Below are 14,169 nucleotides of genomic sequence, written 5' to 3' on the forward strand. Positions count from 1 at the left end.
GACGTCCCACGACGCGGAACCTTCAGACGGCGATCGGCACGCGGATGACGATGATCGCCAGCGACCAGATGATCGAGGTCGACCGTGAGTCCGTACGCCAGAGGCAGGCTGCGGCGTCCTGACCTCGGCGGGCGCGGCGAGCAGGGCACGCACTCCGGCCCGGCTCGGTCAGCCCGCCGGCACGTCGGTGTCCGGCCGGAGTCCGGTCAGGCGGGTCCTTGCTCCTCGCCGACCGCGGTGTGCGGGGCGAGACGGGTCCCCCGGGTGAACGCCGCCCGGAACGCCTCATCGTCCAGAGCCGTACGGGCCAGGGCGGTGATCCGGTCGACGTCGCCGCGCTCGCCGGGCGGCAGCGGAGCGCCGATGGACCGGCGGCCTGCGGCCGCCGCCCCGAGGAGCAGCGCCGCGCGCTCGGCCCGGCCGGCGCGGGCCTCCGCTCCGGCGAGTCCTTCGACGGCGAGGGCGACCGCCCGGGGATCCGCGATGGCGCGCGCCGCGGCGTATCCCGCGCGGTGCAGGTGCAGGGCTTCGGCGTGGTCGCCGCGCTGCTCGGCGATGAACCCGAGCTGGGCGAGGATGAACGCCTCGCCGGCCGTGCCGCCGACCTGACCGAGCCAGCCGAGCCACTTGCGCAGGTGCGCCTCGGCCTGGTCGAGCCGGCCCTGCCATCGCGCCCCGAGGCCGAGACCGACCTCCGCGTACTCCTCGGCGGAGCGGTTCGCCTGCTCGATCGCCAGCCGCCGGGCCCGCTCGTGCAGCCGCTCGGCCCGAGCGTGGTCGCCGGTGAGCAGCGCGATCCGGCCGAGCCCGGAGAGGCGGATGGACACCTCCGTCCACATTCCGAGCTCTTCGGCGAGGCCGAGGTCCTCCCGGAGCCGACGGACCGCCTGGTCATAATCGCCGGTGATCTCGGCGACCACGGTGAGCGCGTAGCCCGCTTCGAGGCGCCCCCAGGCGTCCCCGAGCTCGCTGAAGATCTCCAGGCTCCGGTGTCCGTCGCGTCTCATGGCGGCGAGGTCCCCGCGGCCGATCGCCAGCTTGGCGCGGGTGCTGAGCGCCGCCGCCGTGCTCCAGCGGTCACCGGCGGCCTCGAAGGTCGCCAGCGCGTGGTTCACCCGTGCCTCGTGCACGGCGAAGTCGCCGTACGCCCAGTGAGCCAGGGTGAGGAACCACTCCGCCCGCGCCCGGCCCACCGGGTCGTCGACGCCGTCGTATTGAGCCAGGACCATGGGGATCTGCTCCGCCAGACGGGTGCCGTCCGGCGCCGTCGCCGCCATGGCGGCCTGCCAGGCCACCGCCGCCGCCCGGCGCGCTGGGGACGCCGGGCCGTCGACGGCCAGAGCGGTGGCCAGCGACCGTCGGGCCTCGCCGAGCCGGCCTCGCAGGAACCAGTACCAGGCCATGGCGTTGACCAGGCGCAGCGCGAGGTCCGCGCCGATCGCCGCACCCGGGCCCGGGCCGACGCCGCCCGCTGAGTCCTCGCCGGCGGCCCATTCGAGCGCGGCTCGGAGGTTCGCCGACTCGAGGTCGAGCAGCCGGAGCCACTGCCGCTGCCGGGGGCCGCGCAGCGCTGCCTCGGCACGCTCGGCGAAGGCGGCGTAGTACTCGGCATGGCGGCGGTGGACCCGTACGGACTCACCGGCCTCCGTGAGGCGTTCGAGGCCGTACGCCCTGATCGACTCCAGCAGCCGATACCGGCCGCCGGCCACGACGACGAGCGAACGGTCGACGAGACGGGCGAGGACGTCGAGCACATCCTCGGGCCGCACCCGGCCGCCGTCGTGCGGCGCGTCGTCGGCGCACACCGCCTCGGCGGCCTCCAGCGTGCAACCGTCCGCGTGAACGGCCAGGCGGCGCAGCACCACGCGCTCGGGCTCGGGCAGCGGCTCCCAGCTCCAGTCGATCATCGCGCGAAGCGTCCGCTGGCGGGCCGGGGCGTCGCGCGGACCCATGGCCAGCAGGCGGAACCGGTCGTCCAGGCGCGCCGCCAGCTCGCGGACGCCGAGCGTACGGACGCGGGTGGCCGCGAGCTCCAGGACGAGCGGTATTCCATCCAGGCTCCGGCAGATCGCCGTGACGGCCCGGACCTCGTCGGCGTCCAAGGCCTCGAACGCGAATCCCGGCGCCGCCGCGACGGCCCGCGCCACGAACAGGCGAACGGCACCGAACTCCTCGGCCGCCGGTGCCCCAGGCGGAGGCAGATCGAGGGGTGGCACCGCCTGAAGGTGCTCGCCCGTGACGCCGAGGGGTGCCCGGCCGGTCGCGATGATCCGCAGTCCGGGTGCGGCCTTCAGCAACCGGTGCGCCAGGTCCGCCACGGCCTCGCCGACGTGTTCGCAGTTGTCCAGGACCAGCAGGATCCGTTTCGCGGCCAGCGCGTCGGCCAGCCGCTCCGCGAGCGGCGCGGATCGGCCGGCGGCCAACATCCCCGAGGCGGCGTCGTCCCGAAGGCCCAGGACCCCCGCCACCGCGTCGGGCACCTCCGCGTCGGTGCGCGAGGCCAACTCCACGAGCCAGACGCCGTCGGCGTACGTGGGCACCAGTCCGGCGGCCGCCTCCAGCGCCAGACGGGTCTTGCCGACTCCGCCCGGCCCGGTGAGCGTCACGAGCCGGGCGGTCTCCAGCAGCGCCCGCGTCTCGGCGACGGCGCCGGTACGGCCGATCAGATCGCTGAGCGGCGCGGGCAGGTTCGTCCGGGGACGCGGCGCGAGCGCCGCGTCATGCGTCAGGATCGCGCGGTGCAGGGCGGCGATCTCAGGGCCGGGGTCCGCGCCCAGCTCCTCGGCGAGGTCCTCGCGCAGCCGCTGATAGCTCGTCAGCGCCGCCTCCTGGCGGCCGGCGCGGTACAGGGCGCGCATCTGCGCGGCCCGCAGCCGCTCGCGCAGCGGGTGCCGGGCCACCGGCTCGGCCAGCTCCTCGATCACCCGGTCGTGGTCGCCGAGCTCCAGCCACGTCTCGGCCTGCTCCTCCAGCGCGGCGAGGCGCTCCTCCTCGAGCCGGGCCGCGACCGGCCGGACGAACTCCTCGTCGGCGAAGTCGGCGTACGCCGGCCCTCGCCACAGACCGAGCGCCTCCGCCAGAAGCCTCGCGCGGGCCCGCGGATCGCCGGCCGCCCGCCCCCGCCGCACCAGGTCCTGAAACCGGTCGGCGTCAACGGCGGCCAGAAGTTCGGCGGACGCGGCACCGGAGCCCGCGGCGGCGCGCAGCCCGCTAGGCGCGGCAGCGGCGTCAGGGGTCGCCCCGTTAGGCGCGGTGCCGGGGGCGGGCGCCGTGACGCGCAGCTCGTCGGGTGCGATAGCGGCGTCAGGGGCCGCGACACCCAGCGCGTTGGGCGCGGTCGCGGCGTCAGGGGTCTCGGCGCTAGGCGCGGTAGCGGCGTCAGAGGTCTCGGCGCGCAGCCCGTTAGGCGCGGTGCCGGGGGCGGGCACCGTGACACGCAGCCCGCTGGGTGCGATAGCGGGGCCGGGGGCCGCGACACCCAGCGCGTTGGGCGCGGCAGCGGAGCCGGGCGCCGCGACGCGCAGCCCGCTGGGTGCGATAGCAGGGTCGGGGGCCGCCACACCCAGCGCGTTGGGGGCAGCGGAGCCGGGCGCCGCGACGCGCAGCGCATACCCGGTCGGGCCGTACGTCACCAGGCCGCGAGCGCCGGGCTCGGCGCGCTCGAGCGCCGTGCGCAGCTGGGAGACGCGGGCCTGCAGTGTGCCGATCGGGTCGCGCGGCGGCCGGTCGCCCCACAGGTCGTCGACCAGCCGGTCCGCCGAGACGGGCCGTCCGTCGTGTGCCAGCAGGTCGGCGAGGAGCGCCCGGACCTTCCGGTCCGGAACGGTGACCGGTGTGCCGTCGTCCGTCCAGACGGCCAGTGGACCGAGCACCCCGAAGCGCACACCGCCAGCGTAGCCAGCCCGCGGACACCGACAGCCCGTGATCGTCCTCGCCCGGGGACGGACGCCGTACGAGCCGGACCCGCACACCCCGGAGACCGTACGGACCCGGGGGCGGGCGCCGTACGAGCCGGACCCGCGCGCCCCGGAAACCGCACGGATCGGCGGGACGGACACCGCATAAGCCGACTAGCGCACCCCGAAAACCGCACAGACCAGGGGATAGGCGCCGCACCGGCTGGGCCCCCGCACCCCCAGAAACTGCACGGACCAGGGGCGGACGCCGTACGAGCCGGACCCGCACACTCCGGAACCGTACGGGCCTGGGCGCGGGCGCCGTACGGGCTGGGCCCGCGCGCCCCCGAAACCGTACAGACCGGGGGGATGGGCACCGTACAAGCTGGGCCCCCGCGCCCCGGAGACCGTTCGGACCGACGGGATGGACGCCGTACGGGCCGGGCCCGGGTGCCCCGAAGAGCGGACCGGCGTCCGGTCGTGGCGTGTGGGCCGTGGCGATGGACGCTGTACAGACCGAAGGGATGGGCGCCGTACGAGCCGGACCCCCGCGCCCCGGAAACCGCACGAACCAGCGGGTTGGACGCCGTACGAGCCGACCGGCCCACTCGGAAACCGCACGGACCGGGGGAAGGGCGCCGTAGGGACCCGCGCCCCCGGAAGCCACACGGACTAGGGGATGGACGCCATACGGGCCGGGCCCGGGCGCCCCGAAGAGCGGACCGGCGTCCGGTCGCGGCGTGCGGGCCGTGGCAGACCCGTAGGGAACCCGTGGCGCACCGGCCGATCGTGGGATCCGCACATCCACGATGAGAGGAACACCGTGAGCACGCGTGAACACGTCACCGTCATCGGCCTGGGCGCCATGGGATCGACGATGGCCGAGGCCTTCCTCGCCGCGGGCCACCCGACGACGGTGTGGAACCGTACGGCCGCCAAGGCGGACCCGCTCGTCGCCAAGGGCGCGACCCTGGCGGCATCGCCCGCCGAGGCCGTCGCGGCCGGCGAGCTGGTCGTGATCAGCCTGGTCGACTATGCCGCCATGTACGACGCCCTGGGCGCGGCGGACGGTGCGCTGGGGGGCCGAGTGCTGGTCAACCTCAGCTCCGACACGCCCGAGGAACTGCGGAGGGCAAGCCGGTGGGCGGCCGAACGCGGCGCGGAGCTCGTCACCGCGGGGATCATGGTGCCGCCGCCGGGGATCGGGAAGCCGGGCGCGTACGCCTTCTACAGCGGCCCCGACGGCGCCCTCGAACGGCACCGGCGGACGCTGGAGGTGCTGGGCGGCATCGAGTACACCGGCGGTGACCCCGGCCTGGCCATGCTCTATTACCAGTCCATGCTCCTGGTGTTCTGGACGAGCCTGACGAGCTACATCCACGCCGCCGCGCTACTGCGAACGGCGGGCGTGAAGGGGGAGGCGCTGCGCCCGTACATCGCCGCCATGTTCAACGACCTGGCCGCCGACGGCCCGATGGGCTTCCTGCGGATCGTCACCGATCAGGTGGAGGCCGGCGAGTACCCGGGCGGCGAGAACAACCTCCACATGCAGGTGGTCGGTGTCGGGCACGTGGTCCAGGCCCTCCGCGACGCGGGCGTCGACACCACCATGCCGGCGGCCCTCAAAGAGCTGTTCGTCCGCGCGGAGGCCGCCGGTCACGGCGCCGACGGCTTCACCAGCGTCGCCGAAGTGATCAAGAAGCCGGAAGCCTGACCGAGGCCGCCGTGGATGCGGCCGCACGTCGGCCTGCCGTATGAGCGTGCCCTCCCGGGTGCGGGCGGCGTGCGCCGCCGGGGCGTCGCGAGGTCACGCGGAGGCCGTGCCGCTCGAGCGCTGGGCATCACCGCGTGGACCGAGGCCGGCCGCGCGGTAGATGTCGTCGATCAGCCCCATAGTGACGACCGCGTCCTCCGGCGGGGTCAGGTTGGCGGCCGGGTCGCCGGCGACGGCCGCGGCGAACGCCCGGAGCTGATGGGTGTACGTCGCGTCGCCGGCGACCTTCTCCCGCCGGGTCCGGCCGTCGACGGTGACCTTCAGCCGGTGGAAGAAGTGCGGCATGAAGGGGTTGAGGATCGTCATGGTGGCGCGCTCGCCGACCACCTTGGCGCTGATCCGCAACAGTGTCCGCGACCACAGCGAGGTGGTGATGCGCCCGGTCGCGCCCTCGGCGAACGCGAACGTCGCGGTCATCGCGCGGTCGATGCCAGGGCTCTTCAGCAGCGCCCGCGCGTCGGTCACCTCGGGAGTGCCGGGTCCGAGCAGCCGGAGGCAGTGGATCGCGTAACAGCCGGCGTCCATCGTGGCGCCACCGGCCAGATCGAGCCGATAACGGATGTCGGAGAAGCGCGGCAGCGGAAAGCACATCGCGGTCTCGACGTGCCGTACCCTCCCCAGCTCCGTCGTGACGATCTCGCGCATCCGCTCGGCGAGGGGGTGGTAGCGGTAGTGGAACGCCTCCATCACCGTCCGCCCGGTGCGCGCGGCGGCGTCGGCGACCTGCCGGGCCTCTTCCGCGTTCGCGGTGAACGGCTTCTCGCACAGCACGTGCCGCCCCGCCTCCAGGGCGCGGACGGTCCAGGGCGCGTGCAGGCCGTTGGGGAGCGGGACGTAGATCGCGTCGAGCCGGTCGTCCGCCAGCAGTGCGTCGTAGGAGTCGTGCACCGTGCCGATCCCGTGCTTGGCCGCGAACTTCTCCGCGCGGGCGCGGTCGCGCGCGGCGATGGCCGCGATCTCCACGTCCGGCACCTGTCGCGCGGGCTTGATGAGCGCCATCGGCACGATGCGCGCCGCACCGAGCACGCCGATCCGCAGAGGGGACATCGCCGTTCCTCCCAAGGAGTCCGGATTACGGTGATCCTCCCAGTGCGGTGGGCGCGGGGCGAGATGTTCGCCGAAGCATGCGCCGAAACGACGGCTCCGCGGCCGGTATGAAAGCGCGGGTTCGCCGTCAGTGATCACTATTGCCGGACCGGGAGCGCCCCTGGGCAGGATGGCCGGATGAGACTCACCAAATTCGGACACGCCTGCACGCGGTTGGAGAAGGACGGCCACGCGCTCGTCATCGATCCGGGGGCCATGACCCCCGAGCCGGAGGCTCTCGCCGACGCGGACGCCGTCCTGATCACGCATGAGCACTTCGACCACTTCGAGCCGGAGCGGCTGCGGGCGGCGGCCGGGCGGAATCCGGAGCTGACCGTGCACACCTGCCCCGGGGTCGCCCGGCACCTGACCGACCTCGGCGACCGGGTACAGGTGGTCGGGAACGGTGACACGATCCAGGTCGCCGGCTTCGAGGTCGCCGTCGTCGGCGACAAGCACCACTTCAGCCATCCGGACGTACCTCCGGTGGACAACGTCGGATTCCTGGTGGATGGCGAGGTGTTCCATCCGGGTGACGCGCTGACCGTCGTCGACGTCCCGACCTTGCTGGTCCCTGGTCAGGCACCGTGGATGACGGTGCCCGACCTCATCGGCTACCTCCGGGAGATCGCCCCTCGCCGTGCGTTCGCGATCCACGACGGGCTGATCAACGACTGGGGCATCCAGGTCCTGGAGAGTGTGCTCGAGAGCGAGGCCCGGCGCGGCGGCAACGAGATACGGCGGCTGAAGCCGGGCCAGAGCGTCGAGCTCTGAGACGGGAGCGTCTGAGCGCGCCTCCCGGCGTCTCCGTCCAGGAGCATCCAGACCGAGATCCACATCCTGTGGATAACCCGCCGGCGCGCGACCCTCCCCGGTCGGCGACACGGCGGGGGAAGGGCTCGCCGCCGGCCACTCGCCGGGGCGGATGCGCGCATGTCCGGCCGTACGGAGCCGGTACGCAGCCGACCTTGCGTCCGGACGCCGACCGGCCGTCCACAGGCTGTGGAAAACAGCGAAGCGGTTCAGGCGTCCGGGAGCCCCACGGGAGCGCCCTCCCGGTCCTCCTCGGTGACCAGGAGAAGGACCGCCATCGGGGTCGACGTCCGCCGCCAGTGCTCGACCGCGGTGGTGAAGATGTCCAGCAGGGTCTGGTGGGCCGCGGGGTCGGCGTCGGCCGGCTCGCGCCATCGGTCATAGATGACCAGGTAGCCAGTGTTCGCCGGAGCCCACGAGAGATCGGTGAGGCTGTCCTGCAGGGCGTCCCAGTTGTGGCCGAAGTACGAGGGCAGGATGAACTCCTCGGCGCATCGCTCCAGCAGCGTCCGCTTGTCGTGGACACCATGGCCGTCGAGCCAGAAGATCCGCCATCCGGCGCGTTCGGCCTCGGTGGCGCCCCGGGAGGCCTCCTTCCGGTCGACGGGCCAGGTGTACACGCCCGGCTCCCGGTGTCCGGCCAGCAACTCCGCGATCATGAGTCATCCGTTCGAGGGGGTTCTACCTTCGATGATCCCCCGTACCCTCGTCCGGTGTCATCCCGCCCACCCTCCTGAGGTGAACGCCACCACCTCGGCGGTCATCAGCGGCACGAAGACGGCGATCAACAGGAGGTACACCGGGCGCCGACATCGGCCCGCCGCCAGCCACAACGGCCACCACAGCAGCGTCGCCCGGCCGATCGACAGGTAGTACGCCGAGGTCAGCAGCGAGGCGAGCTGCAACCCGACGTACGCGCCCTCCGCCCACCGGCGCCGGACCAGCAGCCACCCGGTCAGCGCGACGCCCACGACGGCCGCGATCAGCTCCACCCGGAACGCCGTCGTGAACTGATCGTGCGTGCCGAAGGCCGCCTGCCAGGTGGTGTGGAAGGAGGTCCACGGCCACACCGTCGAGCGTCCCCAGCCGGCCTGCTGCGCGTGCTGCCACGCCGACCAGTCGCCGGTACGTCTCCACAGGTACAGCGTGTAGCCCAGCACCGGGACGAAGGGCACGGCGAGCCACGGCGCCGACCGCCACCGCCGGTCGGCGGTGACGAACTCCACGATCAGCGCGACGGCGAGGAAGAGCCCGGTCACCCGTACGCAGGTCGCACCCGCGGCGCAAAGTGTTGCGGCCGCCCACCGCCGCCGTCGGGCCAGCAGCCACGCCGGCAGCGCGAACGCCAGGAAGAGACTCTCGGAGTAGCCGGCGAACAGGAACACGGCGTACGGGCTGACTAGCAGCGCCAGCACCGCCAACGGCCCCACCGGAGCCCGGGTCCTTAGTCTCCCGTGGCTGCCCGCATGGGCGCCGCGCGCCGGGCGCCCGCTCTCCACGAACTCGTCGCCGAGCCGGGCCAGCGCGACCATCGCCACCGCGCCGGCCACGAAGCTGACCAGCAGGGCCGCCAGCCGCCAGTCCGGAACGACCAGGTGGACCGCCCGCAGCACGAGCGGAAGACCGGGGAAGAACGCCGGCAGCCCGGCGTCCGGCGGATGCCCGGGGTCGCCGCCGTAGCCGTACCGGGCGATCTCGACGAAGTGGTCGACGTCCCACTGGGTCCAGCGATCGAGGAAGGAGTCGTGCAGGTCACCGTACGACCACAGCGCCGAGGCGAGGAGTGAGATCCCCAGCACGGCGATCCGCGTCCCGACCCAGGCCCGCAGGGCGAGACGGTCGCCGCGAAGGAGCCGCTCCGCGCCGAGTCCGCGCGGGCGTTCCGCCTGATCCATCGGTCAGGCGAGCCGCATCGCCGTGCGACGCCGCAGCGCGAAGCGGTCCTCGGCGCCGTCGAGGACGCCACCGGCCGGGTCGTCCGCGCCGTCGGAACGGACGATGTCGAACCGGGGCACGAGGATGTCGACCACGACGAGGGCGGCCAGCAGCAGGACCGTCAGGAAACGGGCCAGCAGCGCGATGTAGTAGACGCCGTCACCGATGCCCGCCGCCGGGGCATGCCCGGAGAAGATCGCGGACAGGGTGGCGGACAGCCCGACGCCGGGATGCTCCTTCGCTCCGGCCAGGAGGTACCACCAGATGCCGAAGAAGTAGATGACCTCCCCTGCCTGCCAGAGCAGGAAGGCGGGGAGTTTCGGCCGGGCCAGCACGACCAGCGGCAGCAGCCACAGGACGTACTGCGGCGACCAGACCTTGTTGGTGAGCAGGAACGCCGCGAGCACCAGGAACAGCACCTGCGGCAGCCGCGGACGGCGCGGGGCGAGCAGCACGAGCAGCGCGATGGCCAGGGCGAGGACGACGAACCCGACCTCGCCCATCAGGTTGAGGGTCGGCACGTCGTCGACGGACCGCAGGCCGTCGTGGCCGACGAAGAACAGGCCCTTGCGCTCGAGGAAGAAGAAGATCGAGCCCCAGTCGACCGGGCGTTTCTGGTTGAACGTGTAGAACCGACTCCAACTGCCCCAGGCCGCCAGCATGATCGGCACGTTGACGACCAGCCACGCGACGACCGTGCCGGCGAGCAGCCGGCCGAACTCCCGCCACTTCCCCGCGCGCAGGCACAGCAGGAAGATCGGGCCGATGAGGATCAAGGGATAGAACTTCGCCGCGACGGCGAGGCCGAGCAGGCCGCCCGCGAGTCCCGGGCGGCGCCGTGCCCAGGCCGCCAGCGCGAGCGCGGAGAGCGCGACGGCGAGCAGGTCCCAGTTGATGTACGCCGTGAGCAGCAGCGCGGGCGACGCCGCGACCATCAGCCCGGCGCGACGCCCCTGCCGCCCGGCCACCAGCGCCGTCGCCAGCACGGTGACGACCGCGCAGAGGACGAGCACCACGGCGGTCAGGTTGAAGAACCACATGCCGCGCGAGATGACGGCATCGCCGCCCAGCCAGCGCGCCGGCGTCGCCGCGGCCTGCATGAGGCCACCCGTGAGCACCGGGTACTCAACCGGCTCGGGGATCTTGTCCAAGTACGGGATCTTGCCGTCGGCCAGACCCCGCCCGAAGTACAGCGGGTAGATGTCGGTGTAGCAGGCGTTGCGCACGGTCGGGATGAAGTCGAAGCCCGCCTGCTTGCACGGCAGCTTCTGTAGATAGCCCAGGACCGACACGACGGCGGTCGTGGACACGAGCAGGGGCAGCACCTGCCGGAATCCCGTACGGACACCGGCGGGGCCGGGAGAGCTCGCTGCTCCCCCGGCCCCATCGATCAGCTTTGACTCCGGCATGACTGCAGGTTATTCCCTGAAGGGCCGCGCCGCCCGTCCTTGGCCGTTGGGCGGGCCACCGGGATCCGTCGGGGTCGACGGGCAGCCCATGATGTTCCTGCAGGTATTAGTGGGGTCGGGCGTCGGGCTCTGGTTTCCGCACCTCGGGTCCATCGGGTGATGCTTGCAGTACTTCGGGTTGGGCGGGCCGGTCGGATCCGTCGGCTGGCTCGGCTGGCAGTGGTCGATATCCGGGATCTGATTCTTCTTACACGTCGGCGTCGTCGACGGCGTCGGCGTCGTCGCGGTCGGGCTCGGCGTGGCGTACAGCTGTTTGTCGCCGTGGTAGGCCGGCGGCGGGAACGATCCGGTCGTCATGCCGTCCAGCGCCTGGGTCATGTAGTCATGCCAGATGAGCGCGGGCAGGTCACCACCGTTGATGTGTCCGTAGCCGCCGACATTCTGCAGCTTCTTGAAGTAGCCGCCGTGCTTGTGCTTGCCCTTGGGGACCTTATCGACATACCGCCACATACCGACCGTGGTCACGTACTGCTTCGGCTTGGAACCCGTGGTCGGCGGCGTGAAACCGGAGAACCAGGCAGAATAGTTATCGTTGGTCGTGCCGGTCTTTCCGGCCACCTCACGACCCGTGAGCTGGGCGTTCTTGCCGGTCCCCTTCTGGACCACCGCCTGCATGGCGTACTGGACGTCGTGGATGATGTCCGAGTCGATCACCTGCTTGCCGCTCGTCGGCGGTTCCACGATCGTCTTGTGCTGGGAGTCCTCGACTCTGCGGATGCTGTGCGGGACGATGAACTTCCCGTCGTTGGCAAGCGTGGTGTATCCCGTGGCCAGGTCCAACGGGCGCATGTCCGACTGGCCCAGGAAGAATCCACCCTCACCTGGGTGCCCGCGCAGCAGCGCCGGCCTGGGGAGGCCGGCGTCCTCGGCGACCTTGAGGACGTTCTGCCATTTCGCCTTGAAACCGAGTGGCACGTACACCGTGTTGTAGGACTCGGCCGTCGCATCGACCAGGCTGACGACCTTGTCGGTGTCGCCCTCGTCGTTGGAGAACCGCGCGGTAAACCCTGGGGCCTTGACCGGTGAGGTGTCGCCGCTGGTGTTGACCCAGACGGGCCCTTTCGCGCTCATCATGCTTTTGATGCCGATGCCTTCTTTGACCGCGGCGGTGAGGACGAACGGCTTGATCGAGGAGCCGATCTGCGCGGTCGAGAAGTAGGCGTCGTCCACGGATCGCTTGGTGAAATCCTTGCCCCCGTATGCGGCCTTGACCTCGCCGGTCTTCGCGTCGATCGTGACCACACCGACGCGGGTGTCACTGGGCATTGAGCGCAGCCTCTGCTTCACCACGGCCGCAGCCTTCTGCTGTAGATCGGGGTCCCAGCTCGTGTAGACCTTCAGCCCACCGGTCATGATCTTGGTCTGGTCGATCCCCTTCATGGAGAGCAGTGCCTGCCGTACCCGCTCGAGGACGTAGCCGTTCTGGCCTTGCCAGCCACTGCCCTTGGCCTTGTGGACCGGCGGCAGGTGGTTCTGGTACCTGGCGACGTCCGCATCGGAGATCTTGCCGATCGTGCGCATGCCCTGGAGCACCCAGTTGTAGCGCGCCATGGTGGCCTGCAGCTGCGGCCCCTTGCTGAGGGGCGTGTAGTGCCCGGGCCACTTGATGTTCGCCCCGAGGAGCGCCGCCTGCGGGATCGTGAGCTTCTCCGCGGTGGTGCCGAACCAGATTCGGGCCGCGCTCTCCACGCTGTAGGCGCCCTCGTTCCCCTCCACCGGCGCGCCGAAGAAGATGGTGTTCAAGTAGTTCAGCAGGATCTGGTCCTTGCTGTTCTGCTTGTTGACCTTCACCGCGATGAAGATCTCTTTGAACTTCCTGGTGAACGTGCGGTTTTGGGTCAGGTACGCGTTCTTGACGTACTGCTGAGTGATCGTCGAGCCGCCCTGGGTGTCGCCGCCCGTGAGGTTGTTGTAGACCGCGCGGCCGATGCCCGTCGGCGAGATCGCCGCCTCGTGGTAGAAGTTACGGTCCTCGGCCGCGAGCGCCGCCGCCTGCATGGGTTGACTGACCTTGGTGAGGCTGGGCAGCATCTGCCGCGTGGCGCCGAGCCGCCCCATGACCGTGGGGTTCTTTGTCTTATCGCCCCAGTAGATCGTGGTGCCCTGCGCCTGGACATCCGCGTTGATCTTCGGCACCGTGACCATCGAGTACGCGACGCCCACCCCGCAGATCGTCGCGAGGGTGCCGATGCCGAAGACAGCGAGCCACAGCTTCCACGACAGGAGGCGGCGCCAGCCGGTCTTCTTACCCTTCCTGCCGGAGCCGCGGCGGGTGCCGTCACCGCCGCTGCCTCCGGGTCGCCGGCGACCCGGGCCGCCACCGCCGCCGGATCCTCCGGGCCCGCCCGGGCCACCGGGTCCGCCCGGTCGGCTTGGACCGCCGGGGCGTGTACCCGAAGGGAGCGCGGGAAGGTTAGAACCCTCAACCTGCGGCTGCGGCCGGGTCGGGGCAGGTCCGGCAGACCCCGATCGACCGTACTCTGGCCCGTAATCGCTGCTGTAACTCACGCGACCTCGTTCACTGGGGTACGGCTTTTTCAATCCGTCCGACAGTACTGTGTAGGCAAGTGAGCGGGGACCGCCTGCCGGGCACGCGACGCAGTCGCGTGGCTACTCTCGGACGCTCTGTCCCTGGTCGGGAGCTGTGTCTCCGTGTCCAAGGACGTAGGACAGCGTCAGGTAGTTCCAGGCACAACCTTGACATACCTCAACCACATAGACCCGAAATTCACCGAATTCCCGGGCCATCTCCTGGAGCTCGCCCGTCGCCTTGACGCGCCCCGCGTACCGCCCCAGCTCGTCGCCGTACACGTACGTGACATGGGTGAGCCGCTCCTTCCGGCAGACAGGACAGGCCTGGTCAGTGGGCTCGCCATGATACTTCGCCGCACGCAGGAGGTACGGGTGGGCGTCGCAGGCGTCCGCGACGGTCAAGCCGCCGGATGACAGCTCGGTCAGCGTGGCCCGCCGGGCGAGCCCGTAGTCGACGACCAGTCGCTGGGACCACATGTCAGCAGACTACGACGGCCCGCAATCCCCGATCCGTGACATTCCAGGCACCGTACGTGCGTCTTTCCTGAACACCGCCTCCTTTCGGCCCTTCGGGGGACCCCGCGCTTGCCAGGCGGCGGGAGCCGTCGTATCGTCCTGATGTATCGAGTCGATACATTCGAGCGATACATCGAATCGAGCGGTC

10 protein-coding genes are annotated in these 14,169 nt (G+C 71.5%); 3 read left to right on the top strand and 7 right to left on the bottom strand.

Annotated features, from left to right (window positions below):
- Positions 1-206: 206 nt before the first annotated feature.
- Entirely contained in the window at positions 207-3,884 is a 3,678-nt protein-coding gene (locus tag ABEA24_RS51925) for an AfsR/SARP family transcriptional regulator (protein ID WP_345444053.1), read from the bottom strand.
- Between the two features lie 37 nt (positions 3,885-3,921).
- Between ABEA24_RS51925 and ABEA24_RS51930 the strand changes: the two genes are divergently transcribed.
- The gene (locus ABEA24_RS51930) at positions 3,922-4,065 is read left to right on the top strand and encodes a hypothetical protein (RefSeq protein ID WP_345444056.1); all 144 of its coding nucleotides are present in this window, start codon (positions 3,922-3,924) and stop codon (positions 4,063-4,065) included.
- Between the two features lie 654 nt (positions 4,066-4,719).
- Positions 4,720-5,610, top strand: a complete 891-nt coding sequence (locus tag ABEA24_RS51935; RefSeq protein WP_345444059.1) for an NAD(P)-dependent oxidoreductase — start codon at positions 4,720-4,722, stop codon at positions 5,608-5,610.
- A gap of 93 nt (positions 5,611-5,703) precedes the next feature.
- Here ABEA24_RS51935 and ABEA24_RS51940 read toward each other — a convergent pair whose 3' ends face one another.
- A complete protein-coding gene (locus tag ABEA24_RS51940; protein WP_345444062.1) occupies positions 5,704-6,717 on the bottom strand; it encodes a Gfo/Idh/MocA family protein in 1,014 nt (337 codons plus the stop codon).
- 177 nt (positions 6,718-6,894) lie between these two features.
- Here ABEA24_RS51940 and ABEA24_RS51945 point away from each other — a divergent pair, with 177 nt between their 5' ends.
- Entirely contained in the window at positions 6,895-7,530 is a 636-nt protein-coding gene (locus tag ABEA24_RS51945) for an MBL fold metallo-hydrolase (protein WP_345444065.1), read from the top strand.
- Positions 7,531-7,778: 248 nt separating this feature from the next.
- Here ABEA24_RS51945 and ABEA24_RS51950 read toward each other — a convergent pair whose 3' ends face one another.
- The 5 genes from ABEA24_RS51950 to ABEA24_RS51970 form a co-directional block, all read right to left on the bottom strand.
- Entirely contained in the window at positions 7,779-8,228 is a 450-nt protein-coding gene (locus ABEA24_RS51950; protein ID WP_345444068.1) for a barstar family protein, read from the bottom strand.
- 57 nt (positions 8,229-8,285) lie between these two features.
- Entirely contained in the window at positions 8,286-9,464 is a 1,179-nt protein-coding gene (locus tag ABEA24_RS51955) for a hypothetical protein (RefSeq protein WP_345444071.1), read from the bottom strand.
- 3 nt (positions 9,465-9,467) lie between these two features.
- The gene (locus ABEA24_RS51960) at positions 9,468-10,913 is read right to left on the bottom strand and encodes a glycosyltransferase family 87 protein (protein WP_345444074.1); all 1,446 of its coding nucleotides are present in this window, start codon (positions 10,911-10,913) and stop codon (positions 9,468-9,470) included.
- Positions 10,914-10,922: 9 nt separating this feature from the next.
- Positions 10,923-13,136 carry a transglycosylase domain-containing protein gene (locus ABEA24_RS51965; protein WP_345444077.1) on the bottom strand — a complete coding sequence of 738 codons (2,214 nt, stop codon included), beginning with the start codon at positions 13,134-13,136 and terminating at the stop codon, positions 10,923-10,925.
- A gap of 447 nt (positions 13,137-13,583) precedes the next feature.
- The gene (locus ABEA24_RS51970) at positions 13,584-13,982 is read right to left on the bottom strand and encodes a DUF5318 family protein (protein WP_345444079.1); all 399 of its coding nucleotides are present in this window, start codon (positions 13,980-13,982) and stop codon (positions 13,584-13,586) included.
- Positions 13,983-14,169 lie beyond the last annotated feature (187 nt).

The sequence above is a fragment of the Actinoallomurus vinaceus genome, from assembly GCF_039542055.1.
Taxonomy (GTDB): domain Bacteria; phylum Actinomycetota; class Actinomycetes; order Streptosporangiales; family Streptosporangiaceae; genus Actinoallomurus; species Actinoallomurus vinaceus.